The sequence below is a fragment of the Collinsella sp. 4_8_47FAA genome (genome assembly GCF_000763055.1).
In the GTDB taxonomy this organism is placed as follows: Bacteria; Actinomycetota; Coriobacteriia; order Coriobacteriales; family Coriobacteriaceae; genus Collinsella.
Genome location: NZ_KN214135.1, coordinates 465,331 through 491,948, shown reverse-complemented (window position 1 = coordinate 491,948; position 26,618 = coordinate 465,331). Strand labels below are relative to the sequence as shown.

Below are 26,618 nucleotides of genomic sequence, written 5' to 3'. Positions count from 1 at the left end.
CGTGGCGAGCGACATATCGACCTCGCCGGACCTCGCCCAGCAGCACAGGATGCTCGACCGGCTCCTCGAGGCCCTGCCCGACGGGGCGGCGCCGACCATGCACTCGGACATGGGCTGGCAGTACCAGCACGAGTCCTACGCCTCCAGGCTGGAGGGGGCGGGCATCACCCAGAGCATGTCGCGCAAGGGGAACTGCATCGACAACGCCGCCACCGAGCAGCTCTTCGGCCACGTGAAGGACGAGTTCTACCGCGGCAGGGAGTGGGGCAGCTTCGGGGACTTCAAGCGCGACCTGGAGGAGTACATAGACCATTGGAACACGCGGCGCAGGCAGGTAAGATTGAAGGGCCTGACGCCGGAGGAGTTCCGGAACCGGGCCCTTGCGGCGTAGTCGCTATTTGTTCAGTCCAAGTTTCGGGGCGCAGTTCACAGGCACCTTTGTGGTGGTTTTTGTTTAAGCGCCGGCGATGACGAGATTTGGGCGGGCGTCGTCGACGGTCTCGGCGATTGAGGTGGCGACGGCGCCATCGGGATCACGGTCCATCACGATGGTGTCGACATCGGTCAGCTCGGCAAAGCGGTACATGCCGCGTCCGTTAACCTTGCTGGCGTCCATAAGGGCGACGCTTTGACGGGCGGCACCGACCATAGCCGCTTTGGTCTCGGCCATCTGCGGAAAGTCGGTCGTAAAGCCGCAGCCGGGAACAAAAGCTCCAGGGCACATGACGGCAAGATCGGCGTGGACCATTTGGAGCGCTTGCATAGTGAGCGGGCCGTACAGATAGCGATGACCTTTGCGCAGCGCCCCGCCCAGCATGACGACATCGACCGAGGGCATGCTTTCGTCGATGTAATCGGCGATGGTAATGTCGGCCGTGATAACGGTGATGCCGTCGCGCTGATCGAGGAGCCGGACGAACTCGAGCGCCGTGGTGCCCGAGTCAACGAGCAGCGTGTCGCCGTCATTGACGAGCTCGATGGCGCTTTGCGCGATGGCCTGCTTGGCGGCGACGTTGACATTGATGCGGCGATCCTGCGTGGAAACAGTCAGACGCTTGTGGAGCGATACGGCGCCACCATGCGTGCGGCGCAGCTTGCCTGCTTCGGCGAGCGCGTCCAGGTCGGCGCGGGCGGTAACGGAGGACACGCCAAAGGTCTGGGCGATTTCTGCTACCTGCACCGAGGCATTATGCTCAAGCATTTCCATGATGGCGGCACGACGCTCATCGGCGAAGGCTCGGGTTGTTGCGTGGGCCATAGCTGCTCCATTCTCGGCCAAATTTGCAGGAATTGTGTTGACTCTATTTTCGTTCATTTTCTTTTTGAGTAAGAAAACACCTTTCGATTACTTATCTTTTCTATAAAAGAAAGACGCTCAACGCCCAAAATTCAATATCGAACACGCCCACTCGGCTCCAATTCCTTCCGTTTACTTTTCAAAAACGACGGTATTGACCTGCATGGGCTCAATATCTCGCACGTGCAAAGCCGCTGAATTTCATACAATGAGCGCAGTAAAACGCAAGGTAAAACGCCTTGTGAACAACTACGCCCGATGTCCAGATGCGGGCGAGGGAGAGGAGCAAACGCTCATGGCACTTGTTACCACCGAAAAGATGCTCAAGGACGCTCAGGCCGGTCATTACGCCGTTGGCGCGTTCAACGTCGAGAACCTCGAGTTTGTTATGGCCGTTCTGGCCGCTGCCGAGGAGACCAAGTCCCCCGTCATCATGCAGACCACCCCGGGCACCATCAAGACCGCTGGTCTGGACTACTTCTACGGCATGGTCAAGGCTGCCGCCGAGCGCGCTTCCGTGCCCGTCGCTCTGCACCTCGATCACGGCGATGGCTATGACCGCTGCATGCAGGCTTTCCGCACTGGCTACACCTCTGTCATGATCGACGGCTCGCACGAGTCCTTCGAGGACAACATCGCTCTGACCAAGTCCGTCGCCGACGCTGGCCGCGCCATGGGCGTGCCCGTCGAGGCTGAGCTCGGCAAGGTTGGCGGCAAGGAGGACGACGGTCCCGCGGTTGAGGGCGAGAGCCCCTACACCGATCCGGCCGAGGCCAAGGAGTTCGTCGAGCGCACCGGCTGCACCTCCCTCGCAATTGGCGTTGGCACCAGCCACGGTGTGTACACGAGCGATCCGCACATCGAGCAGTCCGTGGTCAAGGCCATCCGCGACGCCGTCGACGTGCCGCTGGTCCTGCACGGCACCTCCGGTGTGCCCGATGAGCAGGTTGCCGAGGCTGTGAAGAACGGCATCTGCAAGGTTAACTACGCCACCGAGCTGCGTCAGGCCTACACCAAGGGCTTCATGGCCTACATGGCCGAGAACCCCGCCTGCTTCGACCCCAAGAAGCCGGCCAAGGAGGGCATGCGTGAGATCACCGAGCTGGTTAAGATCCGCATGACCAACCTCAACTCTGTGGGCAAAGCAGAGTAACAGCAAGGGTACTCCGACTCGCTACATATCCCGGGGAGGGACGAGGGCTTAGTTCCCCAATCGTCCTCGGGCATGCAAAAAGCCTCGCTGCGCACTTCGTGCGGCGAGGCTTTTTGCCCCCTGCGGAAAGATTGGGGAACTAAGCCCTCGTCCCTCCCAGGTTGATCTACTCGAGGTCGTCGCCCTTGTGGCGTTAGGGCGGAAATGGGTGGGGCGTCAGGGCTTCTTTGCTGATGAGGGGTTAGTATGCCCGGGCTTGGTTGGGGAATGACTTGTTTAGGGATGCTTGGAGCTTTTCGAACGATGCTCGTAAGTTGTGGCTCTGGTCGGTTGAGCGTTTGGCTTTTGTGGTGGGGGAGTCGAGGAGGCCGTCTCTCTGTGTCGGGGGGAAGGAGAAAAGGTCTGCATGTTTTAGGGATGGCTGCTGTGCTGCGTCATTGGAAGAATGCATGCTTATGCGGCCTCCTCGATGTCCACCAAAAGGTTGCGCACGGGGTGTGCTGCTAGGTCCCGTGCGTTGGCAGTATTATGCCGCGGCTGCTGCAAAGAAGTGCTAAAGAAAGGCTTAATGAGGTTTGACGTTGCGATGAAACCGCAGGTAAAAGCTATCGAGTAACACTCTTGAAAGGTTTTGGGCTTAAGGGCTTTCTAAGGTTTGTGGCACGGATGTGGCTTGCCTGTGTGGGGCGTGTGGACGGCTCGTTCCTAGCGCTGCGGTGCGGCGGCGCGTACTTGTTCGATGACCTTTTCCATCGTGGCGTCGATGTGGTCTTTTTTGAGCTCGCATTCCCAGATGGTTATGGGCGTCCAGCCCATTTGAGTGAGTGCTGCCACGGCAGCGTGGTCGCGCTCGACGTTGCGGCGAAACTTTGCCTCCCAAAACTCAACGTTGCGCTTGGGCTGGCTTGGATTGCACTTAGGGCAGCGATGCCAAAAGCAGCCGTTGACGAAGATGGCGATCTTGCGCCCGGGGAAGGCGATGTCGGGTTTTCCGGGCACCTTCCATTCCAGACGGTATCCCGTAAGGCCTGCGGCGCGCAGGCGCTGGCGAACGAGCAGCTCGGGCTTGGTGTTCGCACGCTTGTTGCCCTTCATGGACTTTTTGATGGCGGCGCGACGGCGCACGAGCTCACGCTCGTCAGCGGAAAGGTCCGAGGTGTCGATGCCGTCCAGCAGGCCGGGCTTGGGGCGCTTTTTGCTGCGGCGCTTGGCTTTGCGCTTGGGCTTGGTAACGGGCTCGTCGGCTGTGGTGGACTCGGTGTCGTTGGCGCCGTTAGCCTCAAGCCGATCTTCCTTCAACTCAATCAGGGCATCAATGAGCCCTTTGTCGGCGGGCATCCACTCAACGGTGGCAAGCGAGGTGCGCGGAATCCAGCGGATATCGAGCTGGCGGTCATGCTTCTGGGGTTCATCGGATTCATCGGCGAGCGAGCAGTAGTAGCACTCCATGGAGAGATGGAAATCGGGGTAGTCGTACTCAACGGTATAGAAATCGCGCAGGTTGGTGACTTTTACCTGCAGCTCTTCCATGAGCTCGCGGCGTACGGCGTCCTCGGGCGTCTCGCCGCGCATGAGCTTGCCACCGGGGAACTCCCAAAGTCCCTGCATGTCGCCGTAGCCGCGCTGCACGGCAAGCAGCTCATCGGATCCTTCCTTGCGAATGATCCCAGCGGCAACATGAACAGTCTTCAACAGGAGTCCTCTCTCAACATCAACACGTGGCAGGGTAGCTACGCGTACCTTACACAACGGTAAGGCAAGCGTAAGCCATATCGATGGTAGCCGACTCGTCTTCTTGCGACTATAGATGCCGTAGACTAATCGCAAGAAAGGACTCGGTATGCAAACCACGCACATGGCGACCCCGGTACTGGAGGTCGCGCATCTCGAAAAGGTATACGGCGCGTTGGGCAACGTGACCCGCGCGCTCAACGACGTCAGCTTTACCGTCAACCGCGGCGAGTTCGTTGGCATCATGGGCGCTTCGGGCTCGGGCAAGTCGACGTTGCTCAACTGCGTGTCGACCATCGATAGCGCCACAAGTGGCACGATCCGCATCAACGGTCAGGACGTGACGCGCATGAAGCAGGCCAAGCTCTCGCAGTTCCGCCGCGAGGAGCTCGGCTTTATCTTCCAGGACTCCAACCTGCTCGATACGCTCACGGCACGCGAGAACATCGCCCTGCCGCTCACCATCGCCCGCATAAACTCGGCAGAGATCTCGACCCGCGTGCAGGATGTGGCAGCGCGCCTCTCCATCAGTCAGGTGCTCGACAAGTATCCCTACCAGATGTCCGGCGGTCAGCAGCAGCGCGTTGCCGCGGCTCGCGCGCTCGTCACCGACCCCACCATGATCATGGCCGACGAGCCCACCGGCGCCCTCGATTCCAAGAGCGCCCGCCTGCTGCTCGAGAGCCTGGAGTCCCTCAATCGCCGCCTGCGCGCCACCGTGCTCATGGTCACGCACGACAGCTTTGCCGCCAGCTACACGAGCCGCGTGCTGTTTATTCGCGACGGCAAGATCTTCACCGAGCTGCGCCGCGGCGACATCGACCGCCGAGAGTTCTTCGACCGCATTATGGAGGTCGTTGCCATGATGGGCGGTGAGGGCTCCGATGCTCTGTAAACTCGCTTGGGGCAACGTCCGCCGCGCCGGCCGCGATTACCTCGTCTACCTTTTGACGCTCACCCTGGGCGTCACGGTCTTCTATGCCTTTAACACCATCTCGATGCAGGTTGATATCGCCGGAATCGATGAAGAGGGCTTGGCGCAGGTTATGGGCAGCATGCTCGGCGACCTGACGTACTTTTTGGCCGGTGTCATGGCCTTTTTGATGGTGTACGCCAATAACTTCATCATGAAACGCCGCAAGAAGGAGTTTGGCCTGTACCAGGTGCTCGGCATGGGGCGCGGGCGCGTCGCCACGATCATGGCGCTCGAGACCGTGATAGTATCGGTCGTGGCCTTTGTCGCCGGCATTGTGCTGGGTGTGGGACTCTCCCAACTCATGACGTTCTTTACGGCCTCGCTCTTTAAGACACAGATCGCCAATTTCCACTTCTTATTCTCGATGCATGCGTTCAATCTGACCCTTGCCTGCATGCTCGTAATGTTTGTGCTCACGCTATTGCTGAACCTCCGCGCCGTGCGTCGTACCAAACTCATCGAGCTTATGGGTGCCGAGCGTCGCAACGAGAGCATCAAGACACGCAACCCCTGGATCGCGATTGCCATCTTTGCCGTGGGCGCGGTGCTGGTGGGCGTGGCCTATTACCGTCTGCTACGTGATGGGTTCCCGCTAACCGCGACGGACAGCAAGCTGCAAGAGGCCATGAACCAGTTTGGTATTACGACCGCTATGGTTACCGTGGGCACCTTTGCCCTGTTCTGGGGACTCTCGGGCATGCTCATCAAGCTGCTGCAGAGCCTGCGCGGCGTGTATTGGCGCGGCCTCAACATGTTTACCGTGCGCCAGCTTGCGGCCAAGGTCAACACGGTGTGCTTTTCGATGGGCGTCATCGCGATGCTCCTGTTTTTGGCCATCACCTCGGTGACGTGCGGTATGTCAATTGCCAACGTGATGAATGAAAACCTGGAGCGCTATAACCCTGTTGACGTGTCTCAGACGTATGTCTATTACACGCCCGATACGCTCGACTACTACAAAGGGTATGCCAATCCGTCTGAGGTCGATCGCATGGTGTTGGCCGATACAACGGTCGATTTGTACCCTGCATGGCACGGCAAGGGCAAGTCGGCGGACAACAACGACGAGACCGGCAAGAAGGTCGATATCGCCGATGTTGCCGGTGAGCATGTGCAGATCGATTCGTATCTGAGTTACCCATTTGGCGGCTCGAATCCTTCGGTGACCCCAGGTGAGATGTGCAAGATCATGGGCGAAAAGCTTCCCAAGGCGTTCGGGGGTAGCAATGCCGATACGATGGGTCTGTTTGTGACGCCGGCGAGCCAGTACAACAAACTGCGTCAGATGATGGGCGAGGAGCCGGTGCACATCGGTCACAACCAGTATCTGCTCACATGTGATATGGGCGGCGAGCTGGTCGACCTGTACACCAAGTATATGGCTGGCGGCCATGCCCTTACCTTGGGCGGGCATACGCTCAAGCCCGCAACCGATAAGTCGGACGAAGATACGGCGGCCATCGCCAACTCGGAGATGGGCAGTAATCCGGGTACCGTCGTCGTTGCCGACGAGCTGTTGTCCCAGCTTAATCTGCAGCCGTATTCCAGTAGCCTGCTCGTTAACTACAAACAGGGGATGGATACGACCGAGGCAGACGAGAGCATTAAATACACTCTGCTCGACAATCTGCTCGTTGACGGCAAGGAGCCGGGGTCGTGGGGAATCTTTATCACACGCTCCGAGATGTACACGCAAGCAGCGCAAATGAACGGTCTTATTAGCTACCTAGCCATCTACATCGGCTTTGTATTGGTCGTTGCATGTGCGGCGATTCTGTCGATCCAGCAACTCTCCAACGTGGCCGACGGCAGCCGCAGCTATCGTGTGCTGGCACAGATCGGCTGTGAGGACCGCCAGATTCGCCATTCGGTGATGGCGCAACAAGCGGTATTCTTCCTGTTCCCGCTGGCAGTGGGCCTGGCGCACTCCTTTGTGGCACTTAAGGTGATCATCGAGATGGTGAGCATTTTCGGAGCTATGAGCATCGGCGGCACCGTGGGCCTCACCTGTGCAATCTTCCTAGTGGCATACGGTGGCTACTTCTTGGTGACCTACCTCATGAGCGCCGGCATGGTACAAGCCGCCATCGCTACCCGCTACAGCGAATAGGCGACCTAAAGCAAAGCAATCGCAGGTTGAGCATAAGTCAGCGAAAGCGCCCCTAAGCGAGCAAGGTGACGTGAAAGAGGAGGGAAGCGTACTTCGGTACGCGACCGACGATTGAACGTCAGATTGCCGCCTAGGGGCGCTTGCAGCGTCGAGCCGTTACGCGGTTTGGTATAACAGCGTAACTTCATCGTAGAAGCGCGTTTGCGGGCGGCGGATGCTCGTCTCCTGTCGCTCGCTCACCGAGGCTTGGCAATTGTCTTAATATCTTAAGGGTCTCGATTTGTCCAAGACTGAGCGAAGGAGCTCATCATGAGCGACGGAAAGAAGAAGCTTTCCTTCTTGACGGTCATTTCGACCATCATCTGCGTCGTCTTCGTTTGCGAGGCCGCCGCTCCCGCTGCTGCCATTGGCAACCAGCAGTTCTTCTGGTGGATCTTCCTGATCCTGACCTTCCTGCTCCCTTATGGCATGGTCGTTGCCGAGCTCGGCACCACCTATGACGGCGAGGGCGGCATTTACGACTGGGTACGTGATGGCCTGGGCGACAAGTGGGGCGCCCGTATCTCGTACTACTACTGGGTTAACTACCCGCTGTGGATCGCCTCGCTGGCTACCATGTTCCCCGACATTCTGGGCATGGTCTTTGGCGTCGAGTTCAATCTGATTGCCAAGATTGGTATCGACCTTGCCTTTGTGTGGATCGTCTATCTTATGGGTCGCTCCAAGGCTGCCGACTCCGAGTGGGTCCTGAACGGCGGCGCCATCATCAAGGTTGCCGTTGCCGTTATCGTCGGCGCTTTGGGTATTTGGTATGCCATGGAGAACGGTTTTGCGAACGACATATCCGCTACCACCTTCCTGCCCGAGCTCACCAACACCAACGCGCTCGGCTACCTGTCGATCATCATCTTTAACTTCATGGGCTTCGAGGTCATCTGCACCATGACCGACGATATGGCCGATCCCGCTCGCGATATCCCCAAGGCTATCATCGTTGGCGGCCTGTCTATCGCCGTGATCTACCTGTTCGCTGGTTTTGGCATCGGCGCTGCTGTGCCGGCCGATTCCATCGATCCCGACTACGGCATGATTTACGCTGTCCAGACCATGGTGGGCGACTCCATGATCTTCAAGGTCATCTGCATTGCCTTCCTGATCACCCTGTTCGCCAACATGGCTGCCTGGTCCTTCGGCGTCAACTCCGTTGCTCGTTATGCTGCCGAGCATGGCAACATGCCCAAGGTCTTCGCCTCGATGATCTCGGATGACGACATGCCCAACGGCGCCAACCTGGTCAACGCCATCGTCGCCTCCCTGGTGCTGTGCCTTCAGCTCGTTCCTATCGACGCCATCTCCAACGGTGTCTTCTGGATGCTCTTCGGCACCTCCGTCGTCTTTCTGCTGCTCACTTATATCCCGATGTTCCCGGCGTTCCTCAACCTTCGCAAGAACGACCCGAACCGCGAGCGCATCTTCACGTTCCCGTTTAAGGGTGCCATGATGAAGGTCATGCTGGCTATTCCCTGCATCGAGCTGATTCTGGCTATCGTTGCAACGCTGATTCCGTTCTCTGTCGATGAGATTGGCGATAAGGTCCCGATGATCGTTATCTTCATCGTGCTTTTGCTTATTGGCGAGGTTGTTCGCGTCGTCAGTGCTAAGGGTCGCGAGACCGAGTACAAGGGTCTCACCCCTGAACTAGCTGCTCAGCGTCTCGTTGAGGAGACCGCCGAGGCCGAGGAGAACTAGAGCATCCGGATTCGGGGCTCCAACCCTCCTCGCCACTTGACCATTCCCCGGGGTGGGTGTGAGCGATAGCTCTGGTAACCACCGCCCGCCCCAATCTCTCTTCCGTATCCTTCGTGCGTTTTGTCTCCGCGCGCCAGGTTACGTCGTCGCTTGCCGGTGCGACTCCGTGAAAACCGGCGCCGGGCGCCCCGACCTTTGCCGGGGAACGGGTGTCCGCCACCTCTTGGTTTTAGGCTGCGGGTAACCCGCCTGCAGCAAGCGATCGTTCGATTTGGAGGAAATCTTATGCGTACGATCACCGAGTCCGAGTCCACCCCTAAGGCCGACGGCTACTTTATGCCTGCTGAGTTCGCTCCGCAGGATCGCGTGTGGATGGGCTGGCCCCATCGCACCGATACCTGGGCCCATGGCGCCAAGTCGGCTCAGAAGCAGTATGCCGCCATCGCCCGCGCCATTGCCGAGTTCACCCCGGTTACCATATGCGCCAACCAGGCCGACTACGCTAACTGCAAGGCCGTCTTTGAGGAAGACGAGAACGTTACCGTTATCGAGATGACCACCGACGACGCTTGGTTCCGCGACACCGCTGCCACGTTTGTTATCAATGGCAAGGGCGATAAGCGCGCCAACCACTGGCACTTCAACGCCTACGGCGGCCTCGTCGACGGCCTCTATTTCCCGTGGGACAAGGACGAGCAGATCGCCCTTAAGATGGCTGAGCTTTCCGGCTGCCGTCGCTATCGTCCCGATGACATGATCCTCGAGGGCGGTTCCATCACCGTCGACGGCGAAGGCACCGTGGTCGTGACCGACCAGTGCCTGCTTTCCCCGGGCCGCACCTGCTCTGCGGTTCTGGAGGAGGAAGAGGATCCCGAGTCCATCTGGCCCAAGTTCCACAAGAAGTTTGAGCCCTGGAGCGAGGAACTTCGCGCCTATATGGACGAGCACCTCAAGGATTACCTGGGTGTCGAGAAGGTCATCTGGGTCAAGGAGGGCATCGATCCCGAGGAGACCAATGGCCACATCGATGATGTCGCTACGTTCATCGCTCCGGGCGTCATGGCCTGCATCTGGACCGACGATCCCGAGTATCCGTTCTACGAGCAATGCCACGCTGTCTACGAGACCCTCTCCAACGCCGTTGACGCCAAGGGCCGCAAGATGAAGGTCTACAAGCTCTGCATGCCCGTGAACCCGCTGTTCATGGACCAGGCTTCCTGCGATACCATCGACGCCGACGAGAACGCCGAGCCGCGCGTCGCCGACGAGCCGCTGATCGCCTCCTACATGAACTACCTGGTCACCAACTACGGCGTTATCGTCCCGCAGTACGGCGACGAGAACGACCAGCTTGCCATTGACACGCTCCAGAAGATCTACGACGAGGTCTGGGGCGAGGGCGTCTACAAATGCGTCGGCGTTCAGTCCGAGCAGGTCGTCTTCGGTGGCGGAAACATCCACTGCATTACTCAGCAGGAACCCTCGGCGTAACTGTCTGTCTTCCCGAGGCACGGCGCCTTCCCGTTCATTTTTCGCTTGCGTACCAAAGTACGCGGCGCTCCTCTTTCACGGGAATCTGCCGCACCTCAGAAACTCAGCCGGTCAAACGGACTGACGTAGCTAGTTACCGCATCAGTCATTGGTGCCAACCCTGGCAACGATGCAGGTCAAAAAACGTCAGCGAAAACCCGCCAGAGCGAGCAAGGTGCCTTGAAGCGAGGCGGCATTGACCTTCTGGTCATGCCGCCGAAGCTGAAAGGCAGATTGCTCGCTCTGGCGGGCTTGCAGCGTCGAGCCGTTACGGCGTTTGGTAAAACGCCGTAACTCTAAATCCGCTCCGCGATCTCGTGGATGAGGTAGTCGGTCTTTTCCCAGCCCAGGCACGGGTCGGTGATCGATTTACCAAAGACGCCGCCGTCGACCGGCTGGTTGCCGTCCTCCAGGTAAGACTCGATCATAAAGCCCTTGACCAGCTTGGAGATGGACTCGTTGCGGCGGCAGCTGTCGAGCACTTCCTTGCAAATGCGATACTGCTCCAGCGGACGCTTGCCCGAGTTGTCGTGGTTGCAGTCGATGACCGCCGCCGGGTTGGCGTAGCCGGCGTGCTCGGTATAGCGCTCGGCCAGGCGCTCGAGGTGCTCGTAGTGATAGTTGGGGTAGGTGCGACCGTCGAGACCGATGTAGCCACGCATGACGGCGTGCGCGAGCGGGTTGCCGTCACACTCGACCTCCCAGTTGCGGAAGATGAAGCTCTGGTGCGCCTGCGCGGCGTAAATGGAGTTGAGCATAACGGTGGTAGAGCCGGCAGTGGGATTCTTCATGCCGACGGGTACCGAAATGCCGCTCGACACCAGGCGATGCTCCTGGTTCTCGACCGAGCGCGCACCCACGGCAACATAGCTCAGCAGATCAACGAGGTACTGGTAGTTGGACGGATAGAGCATCTCGTCGGCGGTGAAGAAGCCCGTTTCCTCAATAACGCGCAAGTGCATATGGCGGATGGCCTTGACGCCCTCGAGCAGGTCGTCGGGAGCCTCGGGGTTGGGGTTGTGCAGCAGGCCCTTGTAGCCGGTGCCCTTGGTGCGCGGCTTGTTGGTGTAGACGCGCGGAATGATGATGAGCTTGTCCTTGACCTCCTCGGCGGTCTTGGCCAGTCGGTTCATGTACTCAAGCACCGAATCCTCGCGGTCGGCAGAGCACGGGCCGATGATGAGCACCTTGCGTGCGTCCTCGCCGGTAAAGACTTTGGCGACCTCGGCGTCAAATGCCTGCTTTTTGGCGGTAAGCTCGGCAGAAAGCGGCATTTCCTCGCGGATCTCCATGGGGATCGGCAGCCTGCGTTTGAATTCCATGGCCATAGGGGCCTCCTCAATCTACAGAAAGAGCAATAAGCGTATTGTCGAGTGCTCGGCATTATCCGCTGTCGCACGCTAAAGTGCAACCCCTCGCCGCCCCGAAACCTGCCAAAAGGGACAGGTTTATTTTGGCAGGTTTTATATGGGGGAACGTCGGCGGATACCGGGAGGGAGTGGCGTCGCGCGGGACCCTAAGGCTATTGTCGGTTCCCCAGGAAACACCCCGTGGGCAAAAAATGCCAAATATGAGTACGGTTGCTATCTTAGTATCATATTGCCTTCGCAAAATAATAGACATAACAGTAAAATATGTTCATTAACACAAACACATATAAGTCCGCTATAGGACTGTTTGATCAATTTAGGGACGCGTGTAAGCCGTGAGAGCCGCATTTGAGGCTGTTTTGGCTGATACTAAAAAAGTAACAGTACTCATATTTGCCATTTTTTGCCCACAGGGCCTCGAAGGGGCTGTCAATCAGGTCCCAGGGGGAGGCGGTTTGAGGGCCGCAGAGCAAAAACGGGGGCGCAGGTTGTCCTGCGCCCCCGTTTTCTTGGCATTGCGGTTGTTTGCCGCCGGTTTTTACGCCGCTTCGTCGAACTGCGAATTGTACAGGTCGGCGTAGAAGCCGCCCTGGGCGAGCAGCTCGTCGTGCGTGCCCTTCTCGACGATGTCGCCGTCGCGAATCACCAGGATCACGTCGGCGTTGCGGATCGTGGACAGGCGGTGCGCGATGACAAAGCTGGTACGGCCCTGCATCAGCGCATCCATGGCGCGCTGAATAAGCTCCTCGGTGCGGGTGTCGACGTTGGAAGTCGCCTCGTCCAGAATCAGCGCCGGGCGGTCGGCCAAAATGGCACGGGCGATGGTCACGAGCTGGCGCTGACCCTGCGACAGGTTAGTGCCCTCCTCGTTAATCATAAAGTCATAACCGCCGGCAAGCGTATGGATAAAGTGGTCGCAACGTGCGGCGCGCGCGGCGGCTTCGACCTCGGCATCGCTCGCATCGGGGCGTCCGTAGCGGATGTTCTCGCGGATGGTGCCGTTAAACAGCCAGGTATCCTGCAGCACCATGGCAAACTCGCCGCGCAGCGCCGCGCGGTCCCAGTCGCGCACGTCGACGCCCTCGACACGCAGCGAACCGCCGTCCACATCGTAGAAGCGCTGCAGCAGCTTGATGAGCGTGGTCTTGCCGGCGCCGGTGGGGCCGACGATGGCGATGGTCTGGCCGGGTTGCGCCTCGCAGCTAAAGTCGTGGATGATGGTCTTGTCGGGCGTATAGCCAAACTTGACGTGATCAAACTCCACATGGCCGGGGCGCTTTTCGGGAATCTGCGCGTCGGCATTCTGCTCCTCCTCGGGCGCGGCCAGGAACTCAAAGACGCGCTCGGTGGCGGCGGCCATCGACTGCATCGTGTTGCTCACGTTGCCCAGCTGCTGCACGGGTTGCGTAAAGTTGCGAACGTACTGGATAAAGCTCTGGATGTCGCCGGGCGTGGCATTACCGGTCAGCGCAAGTTGCGCGCCCACCACGACGACGCCCACGTAGCCCATGTTGCCCACCAGGCTCATAAGCGGCATCATCAGGCCCGACAGGAACTGCGAACGCCAGCCACTAATAAAGAGGCGGTCGTTTTGACGGTCGAACTCCTCGATCGAGGCCTCGGCGCGGTCGAACACCTGAATGACGTTCTGGCCGGCAAAATCCTCCTCGATAATGCCGTTGACGGCGCCCAGAACCTGCTGCTGCTCGCGGAAGTACGGCTGCGAGAAGTGAATCATCACCATCAAGATAATCGCGGCGGCCGGCAGCGTGAGCACGGTGACGCCGGTGAGCGGCAGGCTGATCGAGAGCATCATGATGAGCACGCCGATAATCTGCGTGACCGACGTGATAAGCTGCGTCACGCTCTGGTTGAGCGACTGACCCAGCGTATCGACGTCGTTGGTGATGCGGCTGAGCACATCGCCCTTGCTGTGACCGTTGAAGTAGCTCATCGGCACGACAGCGATCTTGGCGGCGATCTCCTTGCGCATGCGGTAGCAGATCTTTTGCGTGACGCCGGTCATAAGCCAGCCTTGGATCAGGCTGCAGACAGAACTCGCCAGATACAGACAGAGCAAAAAGCCGAGCGTCTTGGCGATCCAGGCAAAGTCGACATCGCCGGTGCCGTTGACCTTGGCAACCAAGCCCTCGAACAGTTTGGTGGTAACCTGGCCGAGCACCTTGGGCCCCACAATGTTAAAGATGACCGAGCACACGGCAAAGGCGACGGCGGCAAACACGGCAATCTTGTGCTGGCCGATATAGCCGAGCAGCTGCCTCATGGTGCCCTTAAAGTCCTTGGCCTTTTCGCCGCGACGCATGCCGCCCGTGCGGCCCATGGGACCACGCTGGCGGGTGGGCTTGGGAATCTGAGTCTTGGTCTCGTCTGCCATTAGCGCTCGCCTCCTTCCATGACGGCTGCAATTTCTTCTTGGGTAAGCCCCAGCTCCTCGGCGGAAAGCTGCGACTGTGCGATCTCCAGATACGCCGGGCAGCTGCGCAGCAGCTCCTCGTGCGTGCCGGTGCCCACTACGTGGCCGTCGTCGAGCACGATGATCTGGTCGGCGTGCATGATGGTCGCGATGCGCTGGGCTACGACCACGAGCGCGGCGTCGGTAACGTTTTTGGCCAGCTCCTCGCGTAGGCGCGCGTCGGTCTTGTAGTCGAGGGCGCTAAACGAATCATCGAAAACCACGACCTCGGGCTTTTTGGCCAGGGCGCGGGCGATGGCCAGGCGCTGGCGCTGACCACCCGAAACATTGGAGCCGCCCTGGCTGATGGGGGAGTCGTAGCCGCCCTCGCGCTCGGCGATAAAGTCCTCGGCCTGTGAGATGCGCGCGGCTTGGCGCATGTCATCATCGCTTACCATGTCGCCCGCAAACTTGAGGTTGCTCTCAACGGTGCCCGAGAACAGACGACCCTGCTGCGGAATATAACCGATGCGGCGGCGCAGCTCGGAAAGGGTCATGTCGCGCACGTCGATGCCGTCGAGCGAAATGCTGCCGCCCGTGACGTCGTACAAGCGTGGAATCAGCTGCACGAGCGTGGACTTGCCCGAGCCCGTGGAGCCAATGATGCCGAGCATCTGACCGGCATGCGTGGTGAAGTTCACGCCGCTGATGACGTCGGCGCGGGCATCGGGATACTGGAAACTCACGTCACGGAAGGTGAGCTCGCCGCGCGGCGCGCTGGCAGCGGGCAGTTTGGGCGAGGTGGGGTCGTTGATGCTCGTGGGGCAGGTGATGACCTCTTCCACGCGCTCGGCTGCGACCTCGGCGCGGGGCAGGATGACCGAAACCATGGTGAGGATCATAAACGCCATGACGATCTGCATAGTGTAGGAGATGAACGCCATCATGTTGCCGACCTGCATCACGCCGTCGGACACGCCCTGCGCGCCAAACCAGACGATAAGCACGGTGATGCAGTTCATGACGAGCATCATGAGCGGCATCATGAAGCTCATGGCGCGGTTGGTGTAGAGCTGCGTGGTCATCAGGTCGAGCGAAGCCTTGTCAAAACGCTCGAGCTCATGCTCCTCACGGTTGAACGAGCGGATGGGCATAAGGCCGTCGAGCAGCTCGCGGGCGGTAAGGTTCACGCGGTCCACAAAGCTCTGCATCTTTTTGAACTTGGGCATGGTGAGGCCCATGAGCACGCCGACAACGGCCGAAACCGCGATGATGGCCACGGCGATGGTCCACTCCAGGCCGGTATGGTTGGCCAGGACGCGCATGACGGCGACGATGCCCATGACGGGGGCCATCAGACACATGCGGATAAACAGGGTTGCGGCCATCTGGATCTGCTGAATGTCGTTGGTGCAGCGGGTGATGAGCGAGGCCTGGCTAAACTTGCCCACCTCGGCCGGCGAGAAGTGCATAACCTTGTTGAAGGTCTCGCGGCGCAGGTCGCGGGCGATGGAGCAGGCGGTGCGCGAAGCCACGGCACCGGTCAGGATGGTGGCGACGAGCGACACCAGGCACAGACCAAACATCGTGGTCGCCATGCGGCTCAGGTAGGCGTTCTGTACGTCGGCGGGGTCGATGCCTTGCGCCTTGTACTCGTCCTGTACATAGCTCACGGCGCGTTGGGTCACGATGGAGCCCGACATGGAGCCCATTTTGTCCGCCATTTGGTTGGCGCCCTCGACGAGCTTGATTTGGTCTACCAGACCGCCCTCGACACCCAAGCGCAGGCTCTTCATGGTGATCTTACCGCCGTCGGCATCAATCTGTTTTTGCATGCTCTGCGCGGCTGCGGCCTTCTGCTGCATCTCGGCGAGTTGCTCGGGCGTCATCGCCGCCATCTGCTCGGGCGTGGGTATGGCCTGGGCGCCGCTGTTGTCTTTCTCACCGGACGTGCCCATCATGTCACCCATGGAGTTGGCGTCAATACCCTGGTTGAGCGAAAGGACGACGGTCTCGGGCAGACTCATGATATCGGCGAGCTTGCTGCCGTCGGCGCGCTCATCCTCGGTTCCCTTGTACGTGCGAATCCCGTTTTTGTCTGCCTTGCCAAACGCAGCTTCTACCGTCTTGGCGTCCTTGGCGCTCATAAAGAGTTCGAGGTCGTCGAGCGATTCGGCGCGGATGGTGTCGGGTACGGGCGACGCGATGCCGCCTTGCTGCACACCCACGTCGACGATGTCGCTCATATAGGTAGGCAGTGCCAGATCGGCGTTGCAGCTGATTACGATAAGTACGATAGCTGTGAACAGTGCCAGGACGTGCTTTTTAAAGAGCTTGAGAATCCTCACTCGGCATCTCTCCTTTCTTGATTGCGGTCGATAATTTCGTTGGCACGTCTTAGAAGGCGCACCATCTCTTGGGTATCTGTTTCGCCGAGCTGCTCGAGGAAGGCCGCGGTGCGCTCCTCGAATTCCCGTCGTTTGATTTCGAGATCCTGGAATCCCTTGTCGGTCACCGTGACGTGTACGCGACGACGGTCGGTCTTTGAGTGCTCGCGCTCGACCCAGCCCTTGGCTTCGAGAGCGCGTAGGATATTGGCGATGCGGGCGCTCGAGACCCAGGCGCGATCGGCGAGTTCGCTCGGCGTGAGCGAACCGCCAGCGAGCATAAGGGCGCGCATGACGGCCATCTCGCCGCCGAGGGCTTTGTCCGCAAAGCGCGAAATGCGCTGATGCATGCTGCCGAACTCGGTAAGGAGCTGACGCCCAAGTTCACGGAAATCGGTATCTTCCACCGAAAACCCCTAACACTAGAAACTATTTTCGGTGAAAGATGATACCCCCGCACGCGCACCCTATACGGTAGATTTTGGGAAATGCCTAGAAAACAACCTTTAGGCGACCTCCGTACACCGTCGGTATCAGCAAAGTTAGGGGTAGATCTCTGAGCACGTCCTAAAGCCCACTCAGAGGCACTTTACCCTGCTAAAGCTGGCATAACAGCTAGAGTGAACGTCGTACAAAGGCAAGGAAAAAACTAAACAAATCGGTGAACGGTAGTTGTTCACGCTCGCATTTCCTGCGGGTTTGTAAAAAACGCCCTTATGATATAAAAAAAGAAACATATAACAGCCCAGATGGAGAGGGTCGCTATGTTATCCTTCTCAAACGGGTGAAATCTTGGGTTTTGGGTTGCAGTTCCAAGGTGGACAAACGTTTTTCCCTGCACCAACGTGTGGTGAAGAACGGAAGAAGCCGGTAGTGCAAGCCGAAAATTCAAGAATTCAATAAGCAGCGGTGTGAGAGAGCGCCGCATTACACGTAACTAGGAGCGTGGTTACACAATGCAGGAGGCATGGGAAGGCTTCAAGGAAGGCATTTGGACGGGAGAGGTTGACGTCCGAGACTTCATCCAGAAGAACTACACCCCTTACGAGGGCGACGAGTCGTTCCTCGTAGGTCCGACCGAGCGTACCAAGGAGCTGTGGGGCGAGGTTCTCGACCTGCTGCTTAAGGAGCGCGAGCAGGGTGGTGTCCTCGATATGGACACCAAGACCGTCACGGGTATCGTGAGCCACCCCGCTGGCTACATCGATAACGCCCACCGCGAGAAGGAGACCATCGTCGGCCTCCAGACCGACAAGCCGCTCAAGCGCGCTCTGCACGTCAACGGCGGTATCCGCATCGCTTGCCAGGCCGCCAGCCAGCACGGCTACAAGGTCGACGAGAACGTTGTCGAGCGCTACACCTTCGAGCGCAAGACCCACAACGCCGGCGTCTTCGATGTTTACACCCCCGAGATGCGTGCTTGCCGCTCGGCTCACATCATCACCGGTCTGCCCGATGGCTATGGCCGCGGCCGCATCATCGGTGACTACCGTCGTGTCGCCCTGTACGGTGTCGACTACCTGATTAAGGACAAGGAGGCCCAGAAGGCTTCCACCCCGACGGTCATGACCGCCGACAACATCCGCGATCGTGAGGAGCTGCAGGAGCAGATCCGCGCCCTCGGCGAGCTCAAGATGATGGCCGAGACCTATGGTTTCGACATTTCCAACCCTGCTACCAACACGCAGGAGGCCATCCAGTGGATGTACTTCGCCTACCTTGCTGCCGTCAAGGAGCAGAACGGCGCCGCTATGTCCATCGGCCGTACCTCTACGTTCATCGACATCTATGCTGAGCGCGACCTTGCCAACGGTACCTTCACCGAGGAGCAGATCCAGGAGTTCGTGGATCACTTCATCATGAAGCTCCGCATGGTCAAGTTCGCCCGTACTCCCGAGTACCAGGCCCTGTTCACCGGCGACCCGCAGTGGGTCACCGAGTCCATCGGCGGCATGGGTGTTGACGGCCGTACGCTCGTTACCAAGATGAGCTACCGCTACCTGCACACGCTCGAGAACATGGGTACCAGCCCCGAGCCCAACATGACCGTTCTGTGGTCGACCCGTCTGCCCGAGAACTTCAAGAAGTTCTGCGCCAAGACTTCCGTCGCCAGCTCCTCGATCCAGTACGAGAACGACGACCTCATGCGCGTCTATCACGGCGACGACTACGGCATTGCCTGCTGCGTGTCCTCCATGCGCATTGGCAAGGAGATGCAGTTCTTCGGCGCTCGCGCCAACCTGGCCAAGTGCCTGCTGTATGCACTCAACGGCGGTGTTGACGAGGTCTCCAAGAAGCAGGTCGGCCCCAAGTATCGCGCCGTCGAGGGCGATACGCTCGATTACGACGACGTTGTGGCCAAGTACAACGACATGATGAAGTGGCTCGCTGGCGTGTACGTCAACTCGCTGAACATCATTCACTACATGCACGACAAGTATTGCTACGAGCGCATCCAGATGGCTCTGCACGACAAGCACGTGCACCGCTGGTTCGCTACGGGCATCGCTGGCCTTTCCGTCGTGGCTGACTCCCTGTCCGCCATCAAGTACGCCAAGGTCCACCCCGTCCGTGATGAGAACGGCATCATCGTCGACTTCGAGACCGAGGGCGAGTTCCCCAAGTACGGTAACGACGACGACCGCGTCGACCAGATTGCTCACGACGTTGTGCACCAGTTCATGGAGTACATCCGCATGAACGACACCTACCGCAACTCCGTGCCCACGACCTCGGTTCTGACCATTACCTCCAACGTCGTGTACGGTAAGAAGACCGGCTCCACGCCCGACGGCCGCAAGGCTGGCCAGCCGTTCGCCCCGGGTGCTAACCCCATGCACAAGCGCGATAGCCACGGCGCCATCGCTTCGCTGTCTTCGGTTTCCAAGCTCCCGTTCCGCGATGCTCAGGACGGCATCTCCAACACCTTCTCCATCATCCCGAGTGCGCTCGGCAAGGAGGACCAGGTGTTCTTTGGCGATATCGACCTTGATCAGCTGGGCGAGTAACTATTGTTAGTGCTATACTAACAATAACGATTACTGATTAGTGCGCCGGTTTCGGCCGGCGCCTATTAATCGAAGGAGACACATTATGAAGGTTTCTGAAGTTTCCGAGACTCAGGCCGATAACCTGGTCCACATGCTCGACGCTTACGCCGAGAAGGGTGGCCACCACCTGAACATCAACGTCTTCAACCGTGAGACGCTGCTCGACGCTCAGGCTCACCCCGAGAAGTACCCGCAGCTGACCATCCGCGTTTCCGGCTATGCCGTGAACTTCCACACGCTCACCAAGGAGCAGCAGGACGAGGTCATTGCGCGTACCTTCCACGACAAGTTCTAAAGGGACTCAACTCCCACCGGAGACCCGGTAAGGCCTACGCACTTTGCCTCTCAAACGTCCTCGCCGCTTCGCGGCTGCGGAATGTTTGCGAGACAAAGTGCTCCCGGCCTTGCCGGGTCTCCTGCGTTGTCGCCCTTTAGGGAACCACGCTAAATTAAATTGGTGTCCTCGGACATGCAAAGGGCTCCGCTGCGCGCTTCGCGCGGCGGAGCCCTTTGCGTCCTGCGGGACGTTTTGGAAAATAACCCAAAACCGGCCATGTGGGGTCCTTTGGAGTCACCCTTTAGGCGGAACTCTCCTAATTATTTGGATGAGTCGTTTACTTACTTGTGCTGTTACCGTCTTCCCGCTGTTGTTGGGGTATGCTTTGTTCGTATGTAAACGTATGACATGTTGATGGGGGAGGGTGCTATGGCTCACGAGAGTGCCCGTTCTAAGGATACGGCTAAGCCTGGCATCAAGGAAGTTGCAGCGGTGGCGGGGGTTTCGCCTACTACGGTATCTCGCGTGCTTAATAATCGCGGCTACATTAGCCAGGAAACCCGCGATAAAGTCCATGCGGCGATGGAGCGCATCAACTATACGCCCAACGATATCGCCCGTGCCATGCTCAACGGTCGCCTGAATCTTATCGGTATGATCGTTCCCTTTGTGAGCAGCCCGTTCCATGCTCAGGTTGTGCAGGCGGTCGAGCGCACGTTAGCGGAAAACGGCTTTAAGATGTTGCTGTGCAACAGCGCCAATCGACCCGATCTTGAGCGTTCCTATATTGACATGCTCCGCCGCAATATGGTCGACGGCGTCATCGTCAACTCCCTCAATATCGGTGCCGAGGCATATGCCGAGATGGGCTTGAGCCTGGTTGGCATCGACTGCGATCTTGGCGAGGGCTCTGTCCAGATTGCAAGTGACAGCTATGGCATTGGCGAGCTCGCCACGCGCCGTCTGATTGATGACGGCTGCAGGCGTATCCTGTGCCTGCGCAGCAATAGCCGCATGCGCATGCCTGCCAATAAGCGTACTGATGCCTACCTCGATGTTGTTGAGCAGGCCGGTTTGTCCGCGCTTGTCCGTGAGGTTGAGTTCGTTAAGCCCGACGACGAAAAGGGCGCGGTCGTTGCGAAGATCCTCGATGAGAACCCCGATATTGACGGCATCTTTGCGGGAGACGATACGATGGCGGCCATCTGTCTCAACGTGATGAAGCAGCGCGGCTTGAGCGCTCCAGACGATATTAAGGTCGTGGGCGCGGATGGTGCCCGCCGAACTATGACGTTTATGCCTGACTTAACAACCGTACGTCAAGATATCGATCGCATCGGAGAGCTCGCGGCGCAATCCATCATCGCTCTTATTAACGGCGATAATCCCGAATCGAATATCAAGCTCCCCGTTGAACTCATTGAGGGCAAAACCGCGTAGTTCATCCCGTGCCAAAAGAATTCCTCAAACGCCTCTGATGACCGTTCACCGGCATATGTCAACCGTTTGCCGACGACTGGAACTGCGAAAAGACGTATTGGTGTGAAAACGTTTGACATATGAAAACGATTGACATATCTTGCCATTGTACCGAGTTAGTATGTCGTGGAAAGGAAGTCTCGGATGCACAAGGTGTATTACCAGCCTGAGGGAATTTGGGTAGGCGACATCATGCCGTACGGCGAGGACGGCACGTTCTATCTCTATCATCAGCGTGACACGCGTAACCCCGAACCTTTCGGAGAGCCGTTTGGCTGGGCACTCGCTACGACCAAGGATTTCGTCAACTACAAGGACTTTGGCGAGAGCCTTGAGCGCGGCGGCGACGAGGAAGTCGACCAGTACATTTATGCCGGCACGGTGTTTAAGGTGGGCGACAAGTACCATGCGCTCTACACTGGTTGCAATCGCGATAAGGTCCGCGCACGTTTGATGAAGCAGGTTCTTCTTCACGCAACGAGCGACGACGCCGTCAAGTGGGAGAAGAACATCGCCGAGACGCTGCTTCCGCCCCAGGAGGGTTACGATGACCGCAACTGGCGCGATCCCTTTGTGCTTTGGGATGAGGAGAACGAAGAGTACATGCTCATCCTCGGCACGCGTGTGGGCGAGGACAAGCGTCTGATGACCGGCCGCCTGGTCAAGTTCACCTCCAAGGATCTGACCAACTGGGAGTTCCAGGGCGACTGGTGGAACCCGGGCCTGTACACCATGTTTGAGATGCCTGATCTCTTTAAGATGGGCGACTGGTGGTACCTCGTCTTTTCCGAGTACAGCGACGGCAACAAGACCCGTTACCGCATGTCCAAGTCCATCAACGGTCCTTGGATTACCCCCGCTGACGACTCCTTCGACGGCCGCGCGTACTACGCCGCTCGCACCGCATTCGATGGCGAGCGTCGCGTTCTCTTTGGTTGGGTTCCTACGCGTGACGAGGGCGGCGACCCCAGCTCTTACCTATGGGGTGGCACCTTTATGCCCCTCGAGATCGTTCAGCGTGCCGACGGAACGCTCGGCACCAAGCTCCCCGACAGCATGCTTGGCGCCTTTGGCGAGGCTAAGGCAGTCGAGACCTTTGAGCTTTCCTGCGAGTCGGGCAAGGTCGAGCAGGTGCTCGCCGCGGATGCCGGCTCCACCTACTTGCTCGATGCCGACATTGAGCTCGGCGGTAACGCTGCCGGCTTCTCGGTCAAGTTCGCCGAGGACGCCGAGACCGGTCTTGCCTATGAGTTCCGCGCCAACCTGCGCGAGGGCAAGCTCGAGTTCACGCCGGCTCCCCAGTACCCGTGGTTCCAGGTCAACAACATGGGCCTCGAGCGTCCGTTGTTCTTTAAGGGCGAGGGCACTCACCATGTGCGTCTGGTCGTCGACGACGACATCGCGACCATCTTTGTCGATGATGTTGCGCTCAACGCTCGCTTCTGCAACAAGCAGGGCCAGGGTGTGGCGCTTACCGTCACCGACGGTGCGCTCAAGTGCGCAAACGCAACGATCGCGTCTCTGTAGCGGCAACGAACCGTTTTATGATTTAGAAAAGGAATGGAGAGGAACATGGACTACAAGGCAGTGTCCCAGCAAGTCGTCGACAACGTCGGCGGACTGGAGAACATCGAGGGCGCCACGCATTGCGTGACCCGTCTGCGTCTGGTGCTCAAGGATACGAGCAAATACAACAAGGCCGAGCTCGAGAACATCGATGGCGTCAAGGGCGTGCTGTACAACAGCGGCCAGCTCATGATCATCTTCGGTACCGGTACCGTCAACAAGGTTTACGATGAGTTTATGGCTCTGACGGGCGTTAAGGAGATCAGTGCTTCCGAGGTCAAGGGCGCTGAGGCGGACAAGAAGGGCAAGTTCTTCTCGGTCCTCAAGGTATTCTCGGACATCTTTATCCCCATCATTCCCGCCTTCGTCGGCGCTGCAATCATCATCGGCCTTAAGTCGCTGATCGTTGCCAACGGCCTCTTTGGCATGGAAGGCAGCCTCGCCGATCACAGCGAGTTCCTCAAGAACCTCGCAAGCTTCTTTGCCATTATCGCCACCACGTTCGACTACCTGCCTGTCCTGGTTATGTACAGCGCGGTCAAGCGTTTTGGCGGTAACCCGATCCTGGGCATCCTCGTCGGTATCGTCATGGTTCACCCGAGCCTTATGAACCGCAACACGTTCGTTATGGACCCGACGGGTGCTGAGTATTGGAACTTTGGTCCGCTATCCATTCCCATGGTTGCTTTCCAGGGCGGAGTATTCCCTGCAATCCTGACTGCCTGGTTTATGGCCAAGGTCGAAAAGATTGCCCAGAAGTACATCCCCGAGGTCGTTTCGTTCGTCTTTGTCCCGACCGTTACCCTGATTCTTGCTAACGTCGCCCTGTTCACCGTGTTCGGCCCGCTCGGCAACCTGATCGGTGACGTCCTCGCCGGCGTAATCGATATCCTGTACAACAGGATGGGCGTCTTTGGTGCCTTTGTCTTCGCCGCGTTCCTGCAGCCGCTCGTCGTTACCGGTACGCATCAGTTCATCCAGGGTATCGAGGCAAACCTTGTTGCCACGACTGGCTTCAACTACATCCAGGCCATCTGGTCGGTTTCCATCATCGCCCAGGGCGGCGGCGCCATCGGTATGTACCTCATTCACAAGAAGCACTCCAAAGAGCGCAACATCTGCATGTCGTCCTTTATCCCGACGCTGGTCGGAATCTCCGAGCCCGCTATCTTTGCTGCAAACATGCGCTATTCGATCATTCCGTTCATCTGCGCATGCATCGGTGCAGGCTGCGGCGGTGCCTTCGTCAAGCTCTTTGAGGTGCGCGCTATCGGTCAGGGTCTGACCGGCGTGCTTGGCCTGCTCATCGTCACGCCCGAGACCCTCGTGTGGTATGTGGCTGGCAATCTCATCGCCTTTATCGTGCCGATCGTCTTGATCTTTGCCTACAACAAGGCAAAGGGCGTGCCGACCACCGATGAAGAGGGCGCTGGCGCTGGCTTCGACGTTAGCTTCTAGTTGAGCCGTTCAGTGTAATCTGAGGATAAGTCCATTTGAGGAAGGGCGTTCGACTCGTGTGAGTCGAGCGTCCTTCCCCATAGACGAGAAAGTCAACGGCGATGTTAAATCAAAAAAACAAGGTGACACGCGCGGACTATGAGCAGTGGCGTGTCGGACAGGATGAGACGGCGGCTCGCATCGCGTCCGACCCCGATAGGCTTCTGTTCCATGTGGAGCCTGAGCTTGGCTGGCTCAACGACCCCAACGGTTTGGTTCAGATTGGTGATACGTATCACATCTATCATCAATACGATCCGTTCGATGCTGCGCATGGCGGTCCAGTGCTTTGGAACCATCTGACGACAAAGGATTTTGTGACGTACGAGAATCACGGCCCCGTGCTGTTCCCCGATTCCGATTTGGATTCGAGCGGAGCGTATTCTGGTTCTGCCTTTGTACGTGATGGCAAGATTCACTACTTCTATACCGGCAACGTCAAGCATTTTGACCGCGATGATTACGACTACGTGTTGACGGGCCGTGAGCAAAATCAGATTCATATGGTTGCCGAGAATCCCGACGAATTGGGCGAGAAGCGCATGGCTGTTGGACCAGTCGATTACCCCGACGATATCGGTACACACGTGCGCGACCCCAAGATCCTTGAGCACGATGGTATCTACTACATGGTTCTGGGCGCTCGTACGAAAGACGACCGTGGCTGCGTGCTTGTCTATACTTCGCGTGATTTAGGGGTCTGGAGCTATGCGACGCGCATTGAGCTGGGCGAGAAGTTTGGCTTTATGTGGGAGTGCCCTGATCTGTTTGAGCTTGATGGCGAGCTTATTCTCGTTTGCTGCCCGCAGGGTGTGCCTGCCGATGGTTGGCGTTACCGCAATCCGCATCAGTGCGTGTGGTTCCCCATCGAGGCCGATTGGGAGGCGCCGAGCTTTAAAATCGTCGGGCAGGGCATGCCCCCGATGGTCGATGCCGGTTTTGATTTCTATGCTCCGCAGTCCTTTGAGGATGCTGCAGGCCGGCGTTTGATGATCGGATGGTCGGGTTGCCCCGATGCGACGGCAGAAAACCCGACGGTGGCGCGCGGGTGGCAGTGCGCGTTGACGGTGCCGCGAGAGCTGAGCATGCGCGATGGTAAGCTCTGCCAGCAGCCGGCGCACGAGATTGAGAGGATGCGCGGCGACTGCGTTCGCGCGACAGGCGGTGAAACCGTTGAGGAGCCGGGCCGCCTGTTTGATCTTGTGGTTTCCTGTGAGGGCGCCCAGGTGATCGAGCTCGAAATCCGCAAGGGTGTCTTTGTGCGTTATACGGACGGGATGCTTACCCTCGATATGGGTGACGAAGGCTATGGGCGCGACCAGAGGTCGATTGAGCTCGGCGAGCTTCGCGACCTACGCGCGCTTTCGGACACTACGATGGTCGAGATTTTTGCAAATGGCGGCGAGGCGGCACTTACGAGCCGTACCTATTCGCCGGCGGTTCCGGCGATGGAGCTGCACGCCGAGGGTGCGGCATCGATGAATTTCTACCGCCTCGTGCATTAACCGTGCGTGGAGCACGATTGGATTTGCTGGACGGAATGTGTCGCAGTTGTCGCGGCCAACTACCGCTTACCGCAGGTTGATTTCCGATCTCAGCCGAACACATTGAGCAAATAGGCCATTCCCGCAGTTAGCTGAACGCCCCCGCGGCCCCTCCTGGGGTCCGGGGGCGCCGTTTTCCCAGTTGATGGAACGGTGGAGATGTGTTTCGATAGGTCCGGTGGCCATGCTCCGCCCGCCGCCCGGCACCTCTTCCCAGACTCAGCCGGACGGTCGGTCCGTCTATTCCGTTTTTCCTTCTAGGCTAGGCCAGCGGGGCATCGCCCCTCTCGGCGCGCGCCCTCTCGATGAGCCCCGGCGTCAGGTCGAGGTCGCCGAGCGGCACGTCCCACACACCGTAGGCGTCCAGCAGCGCCGCCGCGTCCTCCCCGAGCATCGCCCTGAAGGCGCGCGCGGGCGTCGCGAAGCCGAGCGCGCCGCGGGGCTCGGAGTTCACGTGCGACATGGCCAGCGCCAGGTCGGCCGGGGCGA

18 protein-coding genes and 1 pseudogene are annotated in these 26,618 nt (G+C 58.8%); 12 read left to right on the top strand and 7 right to left on the bottom strand.

All coding sequences use genetic code 11. The annotated features are described in order from the left end of the window. A partial coding sequence (locus HMPREF9463_RS05505; protein WP_035137650.1) for an IS3 family transposase occupies positions 1 to 391 on the top strand: 391 nt, incomplete at its 5' end. A 63-nt stretch (positions 392 to 454) separates the two neighbouring features. Here the strand turns inward: HMPREF9463_RS05505 and HMPREF9463_RS05500 are convergent. Next, entirely contained in the window at positions 455 to 1,258 is an 804-nt protein-coding gene (locus HMPREF9463_RS05500; RefSeq protein WP_035137649.1) for a DeoR/GlpR family DNA-binding transcription regulator, read from the bottom strand. A 334-nt stretch (positions 1,259 to 1,592) separates the two neighbouring features. On the opposite strand from HMPREF9463_RS05500, the gene HMPREF9463_RS05495 reads away from it, so the two are divergent. Further along, entirely contained in the window at positions 1,593 to 2,450 is an 858-nt protein-coding gene (locus HMPREF9463_RS05495) for a class II fructose-bisphosphate aldolase (RefSeq protein ID WP_022095149.1), read from the top strand. Positions 2,451 to 3,155: 705 nt separating this feature from the next. Here the strand turns inward: HMPREF9463_RS05495 and vsr are convergent. Continuing rightward, positions 3,156 to 4,142 carry a DNA mismatch endonuclease Vsr gene (vsr, locus tag HMPREF9463_RS11355; protein ID WP_230318715.1) on the bottom strand — a complete coding sequence of 329 codons (987 nt, stop codon included), beginning with the start codon at positions 4,140 to 4,142 and terminating at the stop codon, positions 3,156 to 3,158. A gap of 148 nt (positions 4,143 to 4,290) precedes the next feature. Here vsr and HMPREF9463_RS05485 point away from each other — a divergent pair, with 148 nt between their 5' ends. The 4 genes from HMPREF9463_RS05485 (at position 4,291) to HMPREF9463_RS05470 (ending at position 10,507) form a co-directional block, all read left to right on the top strand. Next, positions 4,291 to 5,076 carry an ABC transporter ATP-binding protein gene (locus tag HMPREF9463_RS05485; protein WP_035137648.1) on the top strand — a complete coding sequence of 262 codons (786 nt, stop codon included), beginning with the start codon at positions 4,291 to 4,293 and terminating at the stop codon, positions 5,074 to 5,076. After that, positions 5,066 to 7,267 carry an ABC transporter permease gene (locus HMPREF9463_RS05480; protein ID WP_035137647.1) on the top strand — a complete coding sequence of 734 codons (2,202 nt, stop codon included), beginning with the start codon at positions 5,066 to 5,068 and terminating at the stop codon, positions 7,265 to 7,267. The genes HMPREF9463_RS05485 and HMPREF9463_RS05480 overlap by 11 nt, the downstream gene beginning before the upstream one ends. 309 nt (positions 7,268 to 7,576) lie before the next feature. Beyond that, the gene (locus HMPREF9463_RS05475) at positions 7,577 to 9,016 is read left to right on the top strand and encodes an APC family permease (protein WP_035137646.1); all 1,440 of its coding nucleotides are present in this window, start codon (positions 7,577 to 7,579) and stop codon (positions 9,014 to 9,016) included. A 285-nt stretch (positions 9,017 to 9,301) separates the two neighbouring features. Beyond that, a complete protein-coding gene (locus HMPREF9463_RS05470; RefSeq protein WP_035137645.1) occupies positions 9,302 to 10,507 on the top strand; it encodes an agmatine deiminase family protein in 1,206 nt (401 codons plus the stop codon). 335 nt (positions 10,508 to 10,842) lie between these two features. Here HMPREF9463_RS05470 and HMPREF9463_RS05465 read toward each other — a convergent pair whose 3' ends face one another. The 4 genes from HMPREF9463_RS05465 to HMPREF9463_RS10450 all read right to left on the bottom strand — a co-directional run bounded on the left by HMPREF9463_RS05465 (position 10,843) and on the right by HMPREF9463_RS10450 (position 17,123). Continuing rightward, on the bottom strand, positions 10,843 to 11,874 hold the full coding sequence (locus HMPREF9463_RS05465) for a 3-deoxy-7-phosphoheptulonate synthase (protein WP_006234851.1): 1,032 nt from the start codon (positions 11,872 to 11,874) through the stop codon (positions 10,843 to 10,845). A gap of 580 nt (positions 11,875 to 12,454) precedes the next feature. Then, positions 12,455 to 14,311, bottom strand: a complete 1,857-nt coding sequence (locus HMPREF9463_RS05460; RefSeq protein WP_084591791.1) for an ABC transporter ATP-binding protein — start codon at positions 14,309 to 14,311, stop codon at positions 12,455 to 12,457. Next, positions 14,311 to 16,677, bottom strand: a complete 2,367-nt coding sequence (locus tag HMPREF9463_RS05455) for an ABC transporter ATP-binding protein (RefSeq protein WP_035137644.1) — start codon at positions 16,675 to 16,677, stop codon at positions 14,311 to 14,313. The genes HMPREF9463_RS05460 and HMPREF9463_RS05455 overlap by 1 nt, the downstream gene beginning before the upstream one ends. Further along, a complete protein-coding gene (locus tag HMPREF9463_RS10450) occupies positions 16,674 to 17,123 on the bottom strand; it encodes a MarR family winged helix-turn-helix transcriptional regulator (protein WP_052044097.1) in 450 nt (149 codons plus the stop codon). The genes HMPREF9463_RS05455 and HMPREF9463_RS10450 overlap by 4 nt, the downstream gene beginning before the upstream one ends. Positions 17,124 to 17,672: 549 nt before the next feature. Here HMPREF9463_RS10450 and pflB point away from each other — a divergent pair. The 6 genes from pflB (at position 17,673) to HMPREF9463_RS05420 (ending at position 26,090) form a co-directional block, all read left to right on the top strand. Then, positions 17,673 to 19,724 (top strand): formate C-acetyltransferase, encoded by a 2,052-nt coding sequence (gene pflB, locus HMPREF9463_RS05445; protein WP_035137643.1) that lies wholly within the window; start codon positions 17,673 to 17,675, stop codon positions 19,722 to 19,724. 85 nt (positions 19,725 to 19,809) lie between these two features. Then, positions 19,810 to 20,061 (top strand): autonomous glycyl radical cofactor GrcA3, encoded by a 252-nt coding sequence (gene grcA3, locus HMPREF9463_RS05440; protein ID WP_006234861.1) that lies wholly within the window; start codon positions 19,810 to 19,812, stop codon positions 20,059 to 20,061. Between the two features lie 411 nt (positions 20,062 to 20,472). Next, positions 20,473 to 21,483, top strand: a complete 1,011-nt coding sequence (locus HMPREF9463_RS05435) for a LacI family DNA-binding transcriptional regulator (protein WP_052044096.1) — start codon at positions 20,473 to 20,475, stop codon at positions 21,481 to 21,483. A gap of 183 nt (positions 21,484 to 21,666) precedes the next feature. Next, positions 21,667 to 23,049, top strand: coding sequence for a family 43 glycosylhydrolase (locus HMPREF9463_RS05430; RefSeq protein ID WP_035137642.1), 1,383 nt, complete (start codon positions 21,667 to 21,669; stop codon positions 23,047 to 23,049). 45 nt (positions 23,050 to 23,094) lie between these two features. After that, the gene (locus HMPREF9463_RS05425) at positions 23,095 to 24,546 is read left to right on the top strand and encodes a PTS transporter subunit EIIC (protein ID WP_052044095.1); all 1,452 of its coding nucleotides are present in this window, start codon (positions 23,095 to 23,097) and stop codon (positions 24,544 to 24,546) included. A 101-nt stretch (positions 24,547 to 24,647) separates the two neighbouring features. Continuing rightward, the gene (locus tag HMPREF9463_RS05420; RefSeq protein ID WP_035137641.1) at positions 24,648 to 26,090 is read left to right on the top strand and encodes a glycoside hydrolase family 32 protein; all 1,443 of its coding nucleotides are present in this window, start codon (positions 24,648 to 24,650) and stop codon (positions 26,088 to 26,090) included. A 301-nt stretch (positions 26,091 to 26,391) separates the two neighbouring features. On the opposite strand, the pseudogene HMPREF9463_RS05415 reads toward HMPREF9463_RS05420, so the two are convergent. Next, positions 26,392 to 26,618: pseudogene (locus HMPREF9463_RS05415) on the bottom strand (IS30 family transposase); the annotation flags it as partial.

What these genes read in the sequence shown, in the direction of transcription:
- HMPREF9463_RS05500 (WP_035137649.1), bottom strand. Translation starts at nt 1,258, where the DNA reads ATGGCCCACGCAACAACCCGAGCCTTCGCCGATGAGCGTCGTGCCGCC.
- HMPREF9463_RS05495 (WP_022095149.1), top strand. Translation starts at nt 1,593, where the DNA reads ATGGCACTTGTTACCACCGAAAAGATGCTCAAGGACGCTCAGGCCGGT.
- HMPREF9463_RS05485 (WP_035137648.1), top strand. Translation starts at nt 4,291, where the DNA reads ATGCAAACCACGCACATGGCGACCCCGGTACTGGAGGTCGCGCATCTC.
- HMPREF9463_RS05480 (WP_035137647.1), top strand. Translation starts at nt 5,066, where the DNA reads ATGCTCTGTAAACTCGCTTGGGGCAACGTCCGCCGCGCCGGCCGCGAT.
- HMPREF9463_RS05475 (WP_035137646.1), top strand. Translation starts at nt 7,577, where the DNA reads ATGAGCGACGGAAAGAAGAAGCTTTCCTTCTTGACGGTCATTTCGACC.
- HMPREF9463_RS05470 (WP_035137645.1), top strand. Translation starts at nt 9,302, where the DNA reads ATGCGTACGATCACCGAGTCCGAGTCCACCCCTAAGGCCGACGGCTAC.
- HMPREF9463_RS05465 (WP_006234851.1), bottom strand. Translation starts at nt 11,874, where the DNA reads ATGGCCATGGAATTCAAACGCAGGCTGCCGATCCCCATGGAGATCCGC.
- HMPREF9463_RS05460 (WP_084591791.1), bottom strand. Translation starts at nt 14,311, where the DNA reads ATGGCAGACGAGACCAAGACTCAGATTCCCAAGCCCACCCGCCAGCGT.
- pflB (WP_035137643.1), top strand. Translation starts at nt 17,673, where the DNA reads ATGCAGGAGGCATGGGAAGGCTTCAAGGAAGGCATTTGGACGGGAGAG.
- grcA3 (WP_006234861.1), top strand. Translation starts at nt 19,810, where the DNA reads ATGAAGGTTTCTGAAGTTTCCGAGACTCAGGCCGATAACCTGGTCCAC.
- HMPREF9463_RS05435 (WP_052044096.1), top strand. Translation starts at nt 20,473, where the DNA reads ATGGCTCACGAGAGTGCCCGTTCTAAGGATACGGCTAAGCCTGGCATC.
- HMPREF9463_RS05430 (WP_035137642.1), top strand. Translation starts at nt 21,667, where the DNA reads ATGCACAAGGTGTATTACCAGCCTGAGGGAATTTGGGTAGGCGACATC.
- HMPREF9463_RS05425 (WP_052044095.1), top strand. Translation starts at nt 23,095, where the DNA reads ATGGACTACAAGGCAGTGTCCCAGCAAGTCGTCGACAACGTCGGCGGA.
- HMPREF9463_RS05420 (WP_035137641.1), top strand. Translation starts at nt 24,648, where the DNA reads ATGTTAAATCAAAAAAACAAGGTGACACGCGCGGACTATGAGCAGTGG.